At 58.1% G+C, this 15,846-nt stretch carries 15 protein-coding genes; 6 read left to right on the top strand and 9 right to left on the bottom strand.

The features are described from left to right. Positions 1 to 71: 71 nt before the first annotated feature. From IPH10_00075 to IPH10_00060, 4 genes are read right to left on the bottom strand one after another with little or no spacing between them, the layout of a single operon-like run. On the bottom strand, positions 72 to 1,154 hold the full coding sequence (locus tag IPH10_00075; GenBank protein ID MBK6909324.1) for a LamG domain-containing protein: 1,083 nt from the start codon (positions 1,152 to 1,154) through the stop codon (positions 72 to 74). Beyond that, complete coding sequence (locus IPH10_00070) at positions 1,151 to 2,569, bottom strand: glycoside hydrolase family 18 protein (GenBank protein ID MBK6909323.1); 1,419 nt, start codon at positions 2,567 to 2,569, stop codon at positions 1,151 to 1,153. Before IPH10_00070 ends, IPH10_00075 begins: the two co-directional genes overlap by 4 nt. Beyond that, positions 2,550 to 4,973, bottom strand: coding sequence for a hypothetical protein (locus tag IPH10_00065; protein MBK6909322.1), 2,424 nt, complete (start codon positions 4,971 to 4,973; stop codon positions 2,550 to 2,552). Before IPH10_00065 ends, IPH10_00070 begins: the two co-directional genes overlap by 20 nt. Beyond that, positions 4,964 to 6,478 (bottom strand): PQQ-dependent sugar dehydrogenase, encoded by a 1,515-nt coding sequence (locus IPH10_00060; GenBank protein ID MBK6909321.1) that lies wholly within the window; start codon positions 6,476 to 6,478, stop codon positions 4,964 to 4,966. The genes IPH10_00065 and IPH10_00060 overlap by 10 nt, the downstream gene beginning before the upstream one ends. Before the next feature lie 971 nt (positions 6,479 to 7,449). On the opposite strand from IPH10_00060, the gene IPH10_00055 reads away from it, so the two are divergent. The 6 genes from IPH10_00055 (at position 7,450) to IPH10_00030 (ending at position 12,636) form a co-directional block, all read left to right on the top strand. Further along, positions 7,450 to 7,857 (top strand): hypothetical protein, encoded by a 408-nt coding sequence (locus IPH10_00055; GenBank protein MBK6909320.1) that lies wholly within the window; start codon positions 7,450 to 7,452, stop codon positions 7,855 to 7,857. Between the two features lie 116 nt (positions 7,858 to 7,973). Further along, complete coding sequence (locus IPH10_00050; protein ID MBK6909319.1) at positions 7,974 to 10,175, top strand: TonB-dependent receptor; 2,202 nt, start codon at positions 7,974 to 7,976, stop codon at positions 10,173 to 10,175. A 239-nt stretch (positions 10,176 to 10,414) separates the two neighbouring features. Then, positions 10,415 to 10,804: a hypothetical protein gene (locus tag IPH10_00045; GenBank protein ID MBK6909318.1), complete on the top strand. Its 390-nt coding sequence runs from the start codon at positions 10,415 to 10,417 to the stop codon at positions 10,802 to 10,804. 6 nt (positions 10,805 to 10,810) lie between these two features. Then, positions 10,811 to 11,077, top strand: coding sequence for a hypothetical protein (locus IPH10_00040; GenBank protein ID MBK6909317.1), 267 nt, complete (start codon positions 10,811 to 10,813; stop codon positions 11,075 to 11,077). Between the two features lie 72 nt (positions 11,078 to 11,149). Then, positions 11,150 to 11,620: a hypothetical protein gene (locus tag IPH10_00035; protein ID MBK6909316.1), complete on the top strand. Its 471-nt coding sequence runs from the start codon at positions 11,150 to 11,152 to the stop codon at positions 11,618 to 11,620. 89 nt (positions 11,621 to 11,709) lie between these two features. Further along, positions 11,710 to 12,636 carry a hypothetical protein gene (locus IPH10_00030; protein MBK6909315.1) on the top strand — a complete coding sequence of 309 codons (927 nt, stop codon included), beginning with the start codon at positions 11,710 to 11,712 and terminating at the stop codon, positions 12,634 to 12,636. A gap of 77 nt (positions 12,637 to 12,713) precedes the next feature. On the opposite strand, the gene IPH10_00025 is transcribed toward IPH10_00030, so the two are convergent. The 5 genes from IPH10_00025 to IPH10_00005 all read right to left on the bottom strand — a co-directional run. Next, positions 12,714 to 13,484 carry a redoxin domain-containing protein gene (locus tag IPH10_00025; protein ID MBK6909314.1) on the bottom strand — a complete coding sequence of 257 codons (771 nt, stop codon included), beginning with the start codon at positions 13,482 to 13,484 and terminating at the stop codon, positions 12,714 to 12,716. A gap of 341 nt (positions 13,485 to 13,825) precedes the next feature. Then, a complete protein-coding gene (locus IPH10_00020; GenBank protein MBK6909313.1) occupies positions 13,826 to 14,629 on the bottom strand; it encodes a heme-copper oxidase subunit III in 804 nt (267 codons plus the stop codon). A 141-nt stretch (positions 14,630 to 14,770) separates the two neighbouring features. Then, positions 14,771 to 14,920 carry a hypothetical protein gene (locus IPH10_00015; GenBank protein ID MBK6909312.1) on the bottom strand — a complete coding sequence of 50 codons (150 nt, stop codon included), beginning with the start codon at positions 14,918 to 14,920 and terminating at the stop codon, positions 14,771 to 14,773. Positions 14,921 to 14,923: 3 nt separating this feature from the next. Continuing rightward, positions 14,924 to 15,520, bottom strand: coding sequence for a cytochrome c oxidase assembly protein (locus IPH10_00010; GenBank protein ID MBK6909311.1), 597 nt, complete (start codon positions 15,518 to 15,520; stop codon positions 14,924 to 14,926). 160 nt (positions 15,521 to 15,680) lie between these two features. Continuing rightward, positions 15,681 to 15,846: protoheme IX farnesyltransferase (locus tag IPH10_00005; protein ID MBK6909310.1), on the bottom strand; the 166-nt coding region annotated here is incomplete at its 5' end.

Genomic DNA, 15,846 nt, shown 5'->3' with positions numbered 1-15,846 from the left:
AAAATGTGAGTGATATATTGCTGCATAGTCACCCACAATATACGGCGCAGACCGACGGGATTCAAGCGCCGCTATTCCGCAATCACCCGAATGTTGCTAAAGACATTGGCTCCCAGATCAAAACTGAATTCTGACATCGCCGTCGCACCAACCTGCTCACCCTCATCGGGTGGTGTGAAATCAAATGCCGATCCAGAATAGATGAGATAGTTCACCGCACCGGGCACGGCGCTCCACCGCAGCGTCGCAACATTGTTCTCGACGGTGATGGTCAGATCATCTATCGCGGGCAGTTGCGTCTCGGCGAACGGTGATTCACTTGACCACAGCGGCGCTTGCGGCGAGCCGCCGAAATAGCGAACAGCATGATTCGGCCCTTGCGGATGATTCGACGTATCGTGCAGCGTGTCGCCCGCGCCTTCAGTGAAATGATAGAGCCCGAGCGTACGCGCATCGCTCGTGAATCGAGCCGACGGAACAGCGTAATCGTTGATGTAGCGCAGCGTATCACTTAGACGCAATTCAGTCAATAGTCCCGTGAAACCCGGATAGTTTGCGGGGTCGGCATCGTGCTTCTCGACACCCAGCACGATGAATGGGTCGCTGTAATCGCACGGGCCATTGCAATAGTTGCCGGGAATGCCGTTGTCGGGATAGCTGATATCGCCGTCGGGGCCGTTGACACTCGCTTCGAGATTGCCGTCCACGAACAGATACATGAATCCGTCGCTGCGTCGCCGCGCCACGGCGACGTGATGCCATTGGTTGTCGTTCACGGTGGTCACGCCGCACAGCGTGCGGTCACCCGTGCCGTTGCCCGACACGCCGAACACTATCCGCCCGCCGGCAATCGAAAGCCCGAACTTGCGATCCTGATTGTAGCGGTCGCGGTCGAACATGATGTTGCCGTAAATCCAATTGACATTCGCGCCGCACGTCACGGCGGGTTGATCGTTGACCGGCGATGCCTTCATCCAGAATTCAATCGTGAAGTCCGTCGCCCCGACATCCACCACCGGCCCGGGCAGCGAATTGGTTTCATCATCCACGCGAATCTTCACACGCCCCACGTCCGGCCCGACGTAGTCGAAGAACTCGAGAGATTGGGCGTGTGCGATGAACGACCAGAGCAAGATGCTAAGTAGCAGTTTCATTCTGCCCTCACGAAAAACAGCTTCATCCCGTCACCCGGCACGGGGAGTGCGGCTTGAGTGTTGGCGGTCGTGAGTTCCAGTGTGTAGTTTTGCGGCGGGGCCAGCGCATCGGCGCTCGACCAAAGCGTGTATTGCGTCGCACCGGGAACTGATAGCCAACGGAAATAGAGCGAATCACCATTCGTGATCGCGGTCAGCGCTTGCGGCGCGGCGATATCCGGCGCGTTGGCGAAGGTCTGGTACACCGTATTGAGCAACTCGCCATTCCGGTCACCGGACAATTCCCAGAACATCGCGCCGCCGAATTCCTCCGCGATGATGTAGTCACATTTCTCGGCGATGGACACCGTGTCGTCGTAGCTGATGAAGATATTCGCCGTGGGATTGTGCAGGTAAGGCACGCGCGTAAGCGGATGGAAGTAGCGTGTGTAACCATTCTGATTCACAAAACTCTCCGCGAGGTGCGAATAATCGAACACGCCCGGCTCCCACGTTCCGTTGGGCGACGGTCCGCTGAAGGTCTGATACAAGCCGTTGTTCGCATCGGCCACGTTGCCGAAACCCTTGCCGTAAAACGCCAAGCCTGCGTGCAGTTTCTCGCGCGGCACGCCGTCGGTGACATAGTTTTGCATCGCGGCGTGCAGATTGAACGTCGTATGCTCCGGTTCGGAAAACGGATCAGCGGGATCGGCGTGGAGCGGCGCGTTGAATCCCGTATACGCGCTCCACGCGCCCTGAAAATCGTACGTCATCACATTGAAGAAATCCACGACTTCCGCGAGCTGCGGCAGTTCGAGGTCGTCAATATGTGCACCACTGGCCGAGACGGCCAAAGTCAAGAGATACGGGCGGCCGTTGATTAGCGCAAGCGAATCGAGTTTCACGCGAATGCGGTTGCACAACAGTGTGAAGTTCGCTCCGTCCTCGGGTCTGTGCTCGACATCCCAGTTACCGCCGAAAACCGGATACTCCCAATCGAGGTCCACGCCGTCAAATCCCCACAGCGCGACAAAGCTCGCGCAGGAATTGGCGAACGTCTCACGCGCCTCCGGTGTCGCGGCAGCATCGGAGAAGTTTGCGCTCCACGTCCAGCCGCCGACGGAAATCAACGTCTTGAGCTGCGGGTACATGCTCTTCAGACGATTGAGCTGTTTGAAATTGCCGCGCGGGAATTCGTTCCATGTGTCGCCCGGATATGAGAATTCCGTGTCAGCATACGTGTCACCGAGCACGACTTCCCCGTTGGCGATATTGGCGAAAGCGTAATTGATGTGCGTCAAGCGATCGGCGGGAATATCGGTGACCAGATAGTTGCGCGCATAAATCGCCCACGACGGATAGTAACCGACGACGGAATAGGCCGCCGCAGCGAGCGGACAGCACAACAACAAGAATTTACTCAGCAGTGACCGCATAGATTCGCATGTTGGACGGCGAAACGGGCAGCATCGCCGTGGTATTGGCAGTAGACAATTCGAGCGTATAGGTTTCGAACGGAGCGTGCGTATCGGCGCTCGACCACAACTTGTACTGCGCCGCACCGGAAACCGCTTGCCAGTGAAACGCCAGCGAATCACCCACGGCAATCGCCGTCAATGCTAGCGGCGCGGCGATGGCCGCCGTCGTGCCCTTGCGCATGCCGTTGCCGAAGCTCGCGACCCACACCTCGTCGTGGTCGAACGGATTGAAGAACACACGCTGTGGATGCGCGAAGGGATATTCAGGCAACGCGGTCCACGTCGGTGTTGCGCTGCTCAAATTCTCCGTGTACAGCAGTCCGGCGGTTTCGGTCGTGACATAGGCAATATCGGCATTGTTCGGATGAATCGCAATGGACTCGCTGTACAGTTCATCACAAATTCGTGTCCAGCTGACCCCGCGATTGGTGGAGCGAAACACACCACCACGGTCATTCGGCGCTCCACCCCATCCGCGATGCACAGCGACGTACCACGTGTTCTGCGCGGCATCGTGCGGATCAATCACGATGTCCTTCGTCCAGTAGACCATCATCGAATCACTGCGGTCGGTCCACGTCGCGCCTTGATTAGCGGAAACAAACGTGCCCGAGCTGTAGGTGAATTGCGTCGTGCGGCGGCCAGAGTAGGTACACACGACCGTGCCGTCATTCAGCACTTCGACGATATACGGGTGCCCTTGCGTGCGCGGCGGAATGCCGACGCGCGTCCACGTTGAGCCGCTTCCCGCCGAGAGATTGTTGGTAACGAAAATACCGCCTTGCGTCGAGTGCACCACGCTTGCGTACATGCGTTCGCTGTTGGTCGGATCGAGCGCGAGCCAGATCACGGGATGATTGAAATCGTGCATCATCGTCCACGTCGCCGAACTGTCGAGCGAGAGCCAAATCTGTCCGTCACCGCCGTCAATGCGCGCGTCGGTGAGGTAGGTGCTCTGATAGAGGTCGTGAATCGAACTGCCCGCGCCGTAGAGTTTGCCGTTGGCGTGCTGCACGACGTGGTAAATCGTATTCACCGAGTGCGCATTGTTGTCGTCGAGCGAGGGCCGCGCCCACGTTTCGCCGCCGTCATTGCTGTAACCTGCGGTGATGTCCGTCCAACTGGCGAACATGCGCGTGGGACTCGACCAGTGAATATGCCACACGCTTGTCGGTTCGAGACCGTTCGAATGGTAGAACAGATGCTGCGGTGTGCTCGCACCGGAGGGATTCAGATCACTCGCATCCACATACAGTGCGCGAAAACTTGCGCCGCCGTCCGTCGTGATGTGCGTGAAACCGTAATCGGTAATCATCACCTGCCACGGATTGTTCGGCGCCACCGCGAAGCCGAGCGCTTGCCCAGCCCAACCCCAACCTTCGTCACCGCTTTGTCCGCACCAACCGGTCTGCACATTGACATTGTTGACGGTGCTCATCACACTCGTCCAATTTGCACCGCCATTCGTTGAGCGCAATATGTGCGGATGATAGAACGGCGGATTGGAACCGGCGGCCCACAGCGTATCAATCTCGTTGTGTGACATGCCGACCCAAAACGGAATCGAACCGGCGGGCAGGCTCGCTATTCTGTTCACCCAACTCGCATCGCCGAGCGTGTAGGTATAGAGTCCTTGCGTGATTTCAAAATCCGCGCCGCCGATGCCGGGATAGACATCGGCTGTCGGCGCGGTCGTGCACAGGAAACGCACGGTGCCGCCGACGACGCTGCCCGCGAATGAAATTATCGCCTGACCAGCCGCAATGCCGGGCGTGGAAACCAGACTGAACGATGCACCCGCATTAGTCGACCGCAACAGTCCTTGATTCGTGCCGACATAGATCGTATCGCCGCGAAAGAAGGCTCCGGCCAGATGCAAACCGTTGCCGCCGCCGGAATATTCGTCGCTGAAATTCGCGCCGCCGTCTGACGAGAAATACAGATTGTCGTAGCCGCCGACGATCACTCGATCAGTGCGGTTGGGGTCGGCGAACAGCGCGTATGCATCTTCAGAAGTCGGATCATCCATCGTGTTCCACGTCGCACCGCCGTCGGTGGATTTCACGGGCCGCGCGCCGTACTCACTGTCGAGCGCGTAGCGAACTTGCGCATCGCTCGTGAAACGCACAACACAGGTCGGACTGCTGGTCAATTGCCGGAAGTCCACAATTTCGAAGCTCAATCCATTGTCGGTCGTGTGAAACCACTCGCCCATGTCACAGCCGACATAAAACTCGCTTGCGTTGAATGGCGAAATGCTCGGATTGAATTGTGAGCCGCCGCCGCCGCGACCGCGCGGCAGCCACTCGGCGGGCTGAGCGAAGGCGCTCAGCACGAGCGCAAGCAGGACAACTACTCGCATACAGTCACCACCTTGAAGAAGCCGTAGTCGCCGAGGGTTTGCGGGTCAATGCTGTAGGCAGCGGACGCGCCGCTCGGCAGAATACCGCTGGCAACAACGAACCAGTCGGCGGGGAATTCCGCTTCCGAATCGTCGGAGGTGTAGAGTGCGTAACTTGCATTTGCGCCGCCAATATTACTCCAGCGCACTTCAATCGTCGTATCCAGCACGGCGATGGTCACGTCTTGCGCGGGCACATGAAAACAATCGTCGCATTCGTCCGGCACGCCGTCGAGGTCAATGTCGAGCGCTGTGCCGCGTGCAATGTCACAAGCGTCCGCGGTATTGTTCCCGTTGCAATCCACGAGTGTCGTGGGCACCACTTTGAAAATTTCGCCACCATTCAAGTCGCAGATGTACAGTTCTCCGTACGCGTCTTCACCGAAGCTCGAAACGTTTTCGACAATTCCCACGGGCGGAGAAAAAGCGTCCGTCCAATTGGTCGAGTCGGTCGTGCCGTTCGCGCCATTCCAACGAAAGCTCCAGATTTGATCGGTGCAGTAGTCGCCGTAAAAATACGTGCCGTAGAGTTCGGGAATCGCGCAGCCGCGATAGACGTAACCGCCGGTGATCGAGCAGCCGTCGCCGTGATCATAAGCCGTGACGGGCAAGGTCAGCGCCGGTGAATTGCACGTACAACCTGTCAGTCCAGTGCAGGTGTAGGCCTCCATGCAACGCCAGCCGTAGTTGCGACCGCTGGTGCTGGCGGGTTCGACATCTACCTCTTCCCAGGCGTTTTGTCCGACGTCGGCGATGTAGAGATCACCGGTCAAACGGTCAAAGCTCCAGCGCCACGGATTGCGCCAACCGAGCGACCAGATTTCCTCTCGATATCCGCCCACGCCGACGAACGGATTGTCGTCGGGAATCGCGTAGTTGAGCGGCGGCTCCGTGTTGTTGACATCAATGCGCAGCATTTTGCCGAGCAGCGTGTTGGTGTTTTGGCCGTTGCCTTGCGGATCGTTGCCGCTGCCGCCGTCACCAAGTCCGATCCAAAGATAACCGTCCGGCCCGAAGTGAATGCAACCGCCGTTATGATTCTCGAACGGTTGTGTTTGCGTCAGAATATTGAACCGTGACGTGGCAATCGCGCTGTCCGGATTGGCCGATGCGGTGTAGCGCGCGATGATACTCGTGCCGCTGTTGTCGTTGTAGCTGAGATAGAAGGTGCGGTTATTCTGATAGTCCGGATGGAAGGCCAAGCCAAGCAGACCGCGTTCGTTGCCCGTGCTGGTGACGATGGAATCAATATCGAGGAACGGCTGGGTCAGCAGCGTGCCCGTGACGAGATTAAGGACGCGCACGCGGGCTTCGTGCTGTTCGAGTATGAAAATGCGCTCATAATCCCCGGGGGCATAGGTGACAAACAGAGGCCGGGCCAGGCCTGTGGCAATGCGGACGGTGGTTTGCGCAGCGAGTGGCGAGGCGAGGGCCAGCAGTAACAGCAGAATGGTCATACGTTTCATCGGTGTACATCCTTAGGCAATAGATTTTCGACGTTCCCTTCAAATTACGTCTTCTCGACGGACTCTTGCAAGCATTCGGCAGTCTTCGGCGAATTTTCAGGCGTTGCGGTTTGGCAACTTTGCATTTGTTCAGGTCAGCTTTTTCGGCCAGAAACTCCTCGACCGCTTCACGCAGTCGCGCCGGGCTGAACGGAGGACGGCGCTCACGCAGGCGTTTACGCTCCTTGAATTCGATGAACTCGACGCTCTCGAGTATGCCCGGATAGTCGGCATGCAGTTGATGTACTTCGGCCATCCACTCCGGTTCACGAAAGTCGGGGATGACGGTCTTCTTAGAAGGCTCCGGAGATTTCTCTTCTTCTTCTTTGGGAGTCTCAAGAATCTTAGAGTCCAAAGAAGACAAAGAAAAAGAATTCTTAGAAGGGTCGGGAACGGGATCGTGGAGTGAGATGCGGTAACCGGATTCGAGATCTTCCAAATCGGCAATGCGCAATTCGCGCAGATGCAGGAGAAAATCCCGCACTTCCCGGCCCTGCCATTTCCACTCTTCAGCGAGCTTGCGGCAAGAGACAAAAAGTTGGCCGGGGAAGAGCTGAATGGTGCCGGTGCCGAGCGGCATCGTGCAGGTGTGAAAAGCAGCCCGTTGGAGCAGATCGAAATAGGCCTCGGCGGGCGTTCGGCGGGTAGGTTCGGTCCAAAGGGGGCAGACAAAAAACGCGCGGGGCAGCTTGATAAAGCCACGAGTCATGGGTAGGGTCTCCGAGGTGGGGTGATGAGGGGGGGAATCGAGGCAGGAGGCTGAAGGCATCTAATATACAACAATTTTCTGCGAAAGTCAAGTCCTGTTGCTTATATCGTGTGATTATTATACATACGTTCAAGAACACTTCGGATTCGGAAACCGAATGCCGAATAATGAGTTATAATAGTGAAGTCTTGACAAATCACGTTTCAGCACGTAAATTAAACGCATGTCACCGCGCCCACTTTACACATCCCTCACCCTGAGCGTCCTGTTCGCCGTCCTGTTGACGGCGACGGTGCCGTTTTTCTGTGCGACGGGGTGGTGCTGCCAGAAACATGAACAGCAAGCACAGGTTGTCGAGAAGCCGTCATGCTGTGCAAGCGAAGTCGAGGTCAAGCAGCCTGTGGGTGATACTTGTTGCGGGACGCAGAAAGCTTCCGACGAATCTGATTCCTGTGACCAGGGCTGCGCCACGGGCTGCTGCAAGATTGCCGCGATGCCGTATGTGCTGTCCCTACCGCTGACGGCGTTGGTGGTACCGCCTGCATCCGATGTCGTGACAGGCACCGTGACCGATACGGGCATCGAATTGTCCGATTACATTCCTCAACCTCCGCGAGTCCTCTCCGCATAATTTCGCGGGAGAACTCCGTCCGGTGCTCTCCTGTGCTGATGTACTGGAGAGAACGGCACCCAAATTGACTTAAGGCCGCTGTTCGACAGCGGCCTTTTTTGTTGAGGAAATATAGCATGACAAGAAAGACGATTAGCGGCATCGTGCTCGCAGCGCTCTTACCCCTGCAACTCTGGGCGGGCGTACTGCGCGGCATGGTGCACGATCAAGATACGGGCGAGATTCTGATTGGCGCGACGGCGATGCTGGAAGGCACCCAGCGCGGCGCCGCGACGAATCCCAAGGGTTGGTTCACCATCAACAATCTCGCGGCGGGCAACTACAAGCTGCGCGTCTCGATGATTGGCTTCGAGGATTACACGCAGGACGTCGCGCTGACGCAGAGTGACACGCTTGAGATTCACATGGCTCTCGCGCCGGGTGCGCTGGAGCTGGGCGAAGTGAACATCGAAGCAGAACGGCAGCGCTCCGGACTGGACAATACCTCCACCGTGCGCCGTGAGGTGATTCCCGGTGAAGAACTGCGGGAGCGCAGCACGGATGGCAAACTGATGAGCGCGTTGGCGGGTAAGACGGGTATTCGCACGAAGCCCTGCGCGCTGTGCGGTTCGATGGGGGTGGGCATGCAGGGCCTCGATCCGTCCTATACGGAAGTGAATGTGGACGGCATGCCGGTTCTGTCCGGACTCGGCACGCTGTACGGCATGGACGGTCTCTCCGTTTCCGATGTGAAAGAGCTACAGGTCACGAAAGGCTCAGGCTCCAATCTCTTCGGCAGCGGCGCGATTGCCGGAGCGATCAATCTCGTGAGTGTGAAACCCGCGCGGGCAAAAACACTCGCGGGCAGTATTTCGGCGAATAACAACGCGCAGAACACGCTGTCGCTGAGCGCATCCGGACTGACCGGAAAGCTGCCGATGCGCATTTCATTGCTCAATTCGGCCGAGCCGAATATCGTGGATGAAGACAACAACGGCTTGACGGACACACCGAAGTACCGCAGGTTCAGCGGCCAGATCGGTGTATCTCCGATTCTTCCGCGCGGCGAATTGCGACTCGGTGGACGTCTGTACGACGAGCGTCGTTTCGCGGGCGAAACCAATTGGAACAAGAGCTATCGCGGATCAGCCGAAGTTTACGGCCGCGAGATCTACACAAAACGCAGTGAGCTGTCGGCGCGTTACGATGCACCTTCGTCGGGCAGTTTTCATTGGTCCATTGAAGGCGCCAGCGCGATGCACGATCATGATTCGTGGTACGGCACGGCGCACTACAGCGGCGAGCAGACCCTTATTCTGGGCAAGTTCTCGTCACAGAAGACTTGGAACGACCGCCATTCAACCGTGGGCGAGATTGCCTACAACCACGAAGAGTACGACGACGACCTCGCGGTGGCCACGAAGACGGACTTCCTGTATGACACGCCGGGACTCACGCTCGAACACACGATGCAGCTTGCCAGTGAGAACCGTTTGACGTTGCAGGGTGGATCAAAGGTCGAATACTGGAATGACTACGGCACGCAGGTTATTCCGCGCGGCACGCTGCTGTGGCGACCTGATCTCGCGACGGGAGTCCGACTTTCTGGTGGCGCCGGTTTCCGACCCGTTTCGATTTTCAGTTCAGAAGAGGCCTTGATGTCGGGCTTTGCCGATGTGACTGTCCCCACGAAACTTGAACCTGAACGCAGCGTCGCGGGAAGCCTTGCGCTGAATCGTCAATGGGTCGGCAGCACGACCGCGCTTAGCCTTGACGTCTCGACGTTCTACACCTACTTTTCGAACAAGCTGATTCTGCGCAACGGTCACATGGCCGGTTCGACCATCTACATCAACTCCGATTTCGCTTACAGCGCGGGCACGGAGTTGCAGGGCACGTTTACGACCACGTCGGGTTGGACGTTTGATGCGGGCGGCAGATTCTCGCAAGTGCGATATGAAGACGAACACGCCGAGATGCGTAACGCAGAGTTTCAGAATCAGTATACGCTGAACTTCGGCCTGCGCAAGGACTTTGCCCGCAGCGGAATCACTGCGGAAGTTTCCAACGCGGTGTACGGCCCGCAATTCCTGCCCGAAGGTCGTGGCCGCGAGAAATCCCCGGACTACGTCATCTGGGATTTGGGTCTGTCAAAGTCGTGGAAAGCCGTGACGCTCGCCGCGTCGGTGAAAAACCTATTTGATTGGACACAGCCTGACGATCCGTATCTGCGTGACGCTGAAACTGACCATCTTATTCTGGACTCATCGCTGATCTACGGCCCGCTGTTGGGTAGAACGGCGGCGCTGAGTCTGAGTTGGCGATGGAATGAGAAGTAGCATACCAACAAATCACCGAGAATAAGACCATGAAGAGCACCATTCTGATTGCCGCTGCGCTATTCGCTTTCGCAGCATTCGCGTTCGGCGAAGAAACTGCTCCGGCGGTTCGGCCGGAAGACCTGCTGGGGTAGTCGATTGGCGGCGCGCCGGAAAGACCTGCCGGAGAGCATGCGGCCTCAACCCCCCCCTGGCTTCTTTAGACCCCGCCCGGCCGACGTCAACCCCCCCTTTTCACTTTGGACCACTCTGGCCCCATCAGCGGCGAGAAGCTGGGCGAGATGGGCGACCCGGTCGTGAAAGAATACGAAGGCCGTGAGGTGAAGTTCTGCTGCAAGAACTGCGTCGGCACGTTTGAGAAGGACCTGAAGAGTTCGTTCAAGATTCTCGACGAGAAGATCGTTGCGGCGACCACTGACGGCTACCCGCTGGCCACATGCGTCGTCAGCGGCGAGAAGCTCGGCGGCATGGGCGAACCGGTGACGTATATGTACAAGAATCAGCTCGTGAAGTTCTGCTGCGCGAATTGCATTGGAACGTTTGAAAAAGACCCGGGCAAATTCCTCGCAATGATTCACCCTGCAGCGGAAGTGAAGGAAGCGGCCGCTGACGACAAGGCGAAGGAGTAAGCACGGGTGCTGAAGATCATCACGGCACTGTTGATAACAACAGCAGCGGCCTTCGCACAAAAGCCGCTGCTGTTTCTCCCTTGCATGATGTGCGACATACTTGACGACGATTCGAGCGCAAAGGTGCTGGCCTATTTCGCCGACTACAACGGCGTCGAGTATGCCTTCGACACTGAAGCGCACCGCGAGGCGTTTGTGCGCGAGCCGGAAGTGTGGCTGAATTGGAGCAATGAACCCGAACCGGACGGCCACGCGACGCTGGTGCCGTCTTGAACCGGCTGACCCGGCGAGGGTGTACTGCTCGGTTCGAGCAGTTTAAGAAGATTCTCTTTCAGCGGCAGATATGTGGACATTGCGCTCGACCGTCCGCGCTGGCGCTTCACGGCCGACTACCTGTTTCATCCGCGCGTTAATGCGGGTGTGGAAATTAATCCGGCGGCGGATGAAATCACGGTGCGCGGCAATGTTCGCGTGCTCGCCGAAAAGCGCGTCGTGCCGAATGTCTCGCTGGGCACATCGAGTGACCGTTTGGGATCACCCGCGCACACGCAGTGTTACTATATGACCGTGGCCAAGTCCCTTCCCGGATTGCCGATCGCGCCCTATGGTTCGATCAACTACAGCGAATGGGAAGACGGCTGGACCTTTCCTTTCGGCACGAACATCATGCTCGGCAGGGGCTTGTCGGCGCTCCTGATGAATGACGGTCGTAAACCGCACGCCGCGCTCAATTATGATTCCGGCCGCGGCTGGGGCCTCTCGGCACTGTATATCTGGTTCGAGCATCCGGGCCTGGCCCTGACCATCGGATTTTGAGGCCAACCCGGTTAAACCTCGCGCGTTTCCGGGTGTCTAAATGATGAAAGCCTGAGGAAAGCAATGAAAATCAAAGGAAAGGACCCGCGATGAAACCCCTTTTGGCTAAAATCGGTTTGGCCGCGCTGGTAGCCCTCGGGCTGTTCGGCTGCGACGAGACCTACACCGACGACGACTATAGCAGCCTGTCCGACGCCGAAGCCTTGGAAGAGCTGTTCCTAGATGATGCGGACGTAGAAGGCCCGGATGTTTGGCGCGACGACGCGGACGGCCTTAATGCGGCTGAATTGCGCGCCCTGGACGACCCCATCGAGCCGCTCGGCTGGTGGCGCGTCGGCAACCGCGAGCGCACATCCGTCGTCGTGGACTTCATTGACGACGACCATGCCGTAATCACGCGCACACGCTCCTTCAACGGGGATTTCCGGCTGTTGACCGAACTCTCGGAAAACGAGATGGAGACGATTGACAAGCCGATGTACAACATTCTCGAGCGTCAGGCGCGCGCGGTTCGCATCGCCGACACGCCGTATCCGCGCCGCAATTGGCGGATCGTCGCCGTCACTCCCGAGGTCATGCAAAGCGCCGCTCCCAACCCTAATACTGTCGAACTCTTGAGCGTGCAGGCCGTGGGCGCCGATGGCACACTGCTGGCCGACATCACCGATCCGCTCGACACGTTCTTTGAGCGCGGCGACCTGCCGCAGGTCTTCGCCGGTGAGGAAATTACGATATTCGTGGAAGTCGCCGGAGCGATTCCGGGACCGATTGGCGTGCTGCGCCCGCATGTTTATGGCCGCGGCCGCATGCCGCGCCTGCCGATCAACGATGACGGCCTCGCGCCCGACGAGATCGCGGGCGACGGCGTCTACACGGGCAGCTACCGTGCCGGGCAGCGTCTGGGTCTGCACCATGTAGGCGTGGATTTCATTGACCACGAGACGATTTACGACGACACGGCGCCCTACAATGCGACCGGTTGGGGCTTCCCCTACGCCGTCATCCCGGCAAACTGATCGCCGCCGGAATTCTCTGTAGCAAAAAGCCCCGCGAAGCAATTTCGCGGGGCTTTTTCGGTTCTTGTTGGGGCAGTCTACGGAGTCGCCTGCCGCTGGGCGACAATGCGATAAATAGCCAATTCGTTTTCAGTCGGGTGGACCGGAAATGCGAAGTCACATGTCTCACCGAGCATTTCGGCATCGTCCCAGTCACCGGTCAGCGAGCGGTAGACCAGGTAGTGCGTCGCGCACGGCACCGGCTGCCAGCTCAGCTTGATATCGCTGCCGTCGTCGTTCATCCGCAGCGTTGCCTCTCGCGGTGGGTCAAGCTGCGGCAGGTTCGCACACGGATCGAGCAGCGTATTGAGCAGTGCAATAATCTCCTGCTGCTGCTCGACGCCAAACGGATTATAGCGCGCGTAGTAGCGGATGACGCCCTGCTGGTCAATAATCACATGACCGCGATGCTCCACGTCCTGCGTGGAAGGCACGGGCTCAACTTCCATATTATAGGCGATTCCCGTCGCCCGGCCGGTAATGAGTAGCGGGTAGGTGATACCCGAGTTGGCCCGGAACGTCGTGTTGACAAACACGCTGGGCAGGTTCCACACGTCAATGCCGATGACGTGCAGGTTCTCGTTCGCCGCGAACATGTCATATACCTCTTCCGACAGAAACCCGTCGGCAATGCAATCCGGGCAGGTCGCGCCAAGGAAGTTGATATAGACCACGTCACCGATCCAGTTCGCCAAGGTCACGGATCCGCCGCCGCCGGCCAAGTTGAGCGTGAAGTTCGGCGCGGCCGACCCAATGACCGGTTGGGCCGACGCGCTCAGCGTCAGTCCCAGGACCAGTATCAGTGCCAATCGGCCCATAGGGTGGTTGCGGTGAATGGGTGAGGAAGTCATGGTCGGATAAGTATGCGTAAGATAGTGCCCGACTGTTCAGATTGCAAGACCGCGCATGATCTCGACGCAAATTTCCAGCATCCCGGTCTCGGTCGCTATAGCAAATGAAACTAAACCCTTAACCGCCGGATGTTGCGGGTTTCTTACGTTGTGAGCATTCCTTGAGAGGCCCTCCAGTCCGTCCCCAGCCGGTGCGCAGAATTTCACACAGTAAATAGGCACCATCGGTGCGTTCGCACACAATAAAAAGCGGCGGCCCAAGACCTGGGCCGCCGCCTCAATGTTGTCAGACTGTTGGCTTAGAACAGGTAGATCGTAAAGAACAGGAATACCCAGATTACGTCCACAAAGTGCCAATACCAGGAAGCCGCCGCGAAGCTGAAGTGGCGTTCCGGGGTGTAGTGGCCCAGCCGCAGGCGCAGGCCGACAATGAACATCATCACCAAGCCGGTGGCCACATGCGCGCCATGGAAACCCGTCATGGCAAAGAAATGCGAACCAAACATGCCGCTCGACAGCGTGAACTGGTCATAGGCCTTGAGGAAGCCGTATTCGTGTCCCTGAAAGCCCAAGAAGATGAGCCCCAGCAGAATTGTGATGCCCAGCCACAGGCGTGAACCGGCGCGGTCGTCGTGCTTCAGCTTGTGATGCGCCAGCTCCATGGTGAAGGAGGACGTCATCAGTATCAGGGTCGCGATGGCCGGCAGCGTGGTATCGAGATGCGGAGCGCCGACCGGCGGCCAGTGCGGGAAATCGAAGCGCGTGTAGTAGTGGTGCGCGAAGAAGGCGCCGAAGATGGCGGCTTCCGACACGAGGAACAGCTTCAGACCATGCTTCATCCAACGGTCGTCCTCGAGCACGTCCGGCAGTTCGGCATTCTCACGGATCAGCGACTGCGCCCAACCCATCATGCCGACAATCGCAGTGACGGCGCCCAGGCCCATGATCACCGTAGCGGCCGATGCATCCCATAACCAGAGCAGGACGCCAGTCAGCAAGAGACCGGTGGCCATGGCCAGAAAGATCGGCCAGTAGCTCGGCGGCGGAATATGAATGTGGTCGTGATGGGCGGTGTGCCCGTCGTGTGCGGCGGTGTGGGACATGCTTAGGAAAAAATCCTCTTTACAAGTTCCAGTCATGAGTTGCGGACGACAAAACGGACGACTGCTGGCCGCCAAAATGCGCGGCGGTGATCCCAGCGTGAGCCTGCGTGCGAATATTGAATCTGCGGATACCCGCGCTCGTCAGTGGAAACCGTGGCGCTGGAAATTCGCGCCGAAGTACGCGAGATAGATCAAACTGCCCGCAGTGAACACGATGATCGTGGCGACGAGCCAGACGACGACTTTCTTGTTGCGAGCCCGGACTTCGGGCGTGAGTGGTGCGGAGTGCATGACTTACTTTCCTCCGGTTCCCAGCGCGACGTTGGGCACCTCGCGGTTTTTCTCCATCTCTTCGGGATTCTTCTCGAAGAGCGTATAGTGCAGCGTAACCTGCTCGATACTCGGGTCCATGTCGGCGCTCAGCACGGACACAACCTCAAACGTCTTCTCCGCTCCCGGCGCCATCGTCTGATCGTCGAAGCAGAAGCACTTGGTCATCGTGAATTTGGTCGAGGCGCCTTCCGGCAGAATCGAGTGCACGGGACGGAAGTGCACGGTGTCTTTGGACATATTCACGAAGCGGTAGCTGTTCTTGAACGGCTGGCCGACCTCGACGGTCTGTACCGATTCCTTCGGCTTGAAGTATACCGGCAGCGTGCCCGCCGTGACGCCCGTATAGAGCACTTTGCACATGCGGCCCGTGCTGGCGTACTCGACGTCATTGAGCGGTGACAGCGAGATGCCGATTTTCTGACAGAACATCTTGAACAGCGGCACCTGCACGTACGTGAACCCGAACATGAAGATCACGACGGGAATCAGGAGCAGCAGCGCCATGCGCTTGTTCTTGCGCTTCTGATCCGGCGTTTTGAGCTCGTCTTGCGTTTCCATTGCGGTCACTTTCCCCCGGTCCTGTGAGCGGATATTGGGGGCTGAATAGTACGGATGATTCTCTGATTGCCGCGGGCTACCGCTGCGCTAAATCCCCGCTCGGCGATCGTCGCGCATCATCACCCGCGCGCCGACGGCAAGGTCCCAGCAACCGCGCTGGTTACTTGCTGATAGCTGCGTCGGCCATGATGACGACGAACAGCGCGGTCAGATAGAGAATCGAGTATTTGAAGAGTCCCCACGCGTAATTTTGCTCGTGGCCCTTCAAGAGTTTCCAGGCTTTGTAAACGAACACGCCGCCCAACACCAGCGCGGCGGTCAGGTAC

It is taken from the genome of bacterium (genome assembly GCA_016702305.1).
GTDB lineage: Bacteria > Electryoneota > RPQS01 > RPQS01 > RPQS01 > JABWCQ01.
The sequence above is the reverse complement of the archived record's forward strand: the minus strand, read 5'-3'. Positions and strand labels throughout refer to the sequence as shown.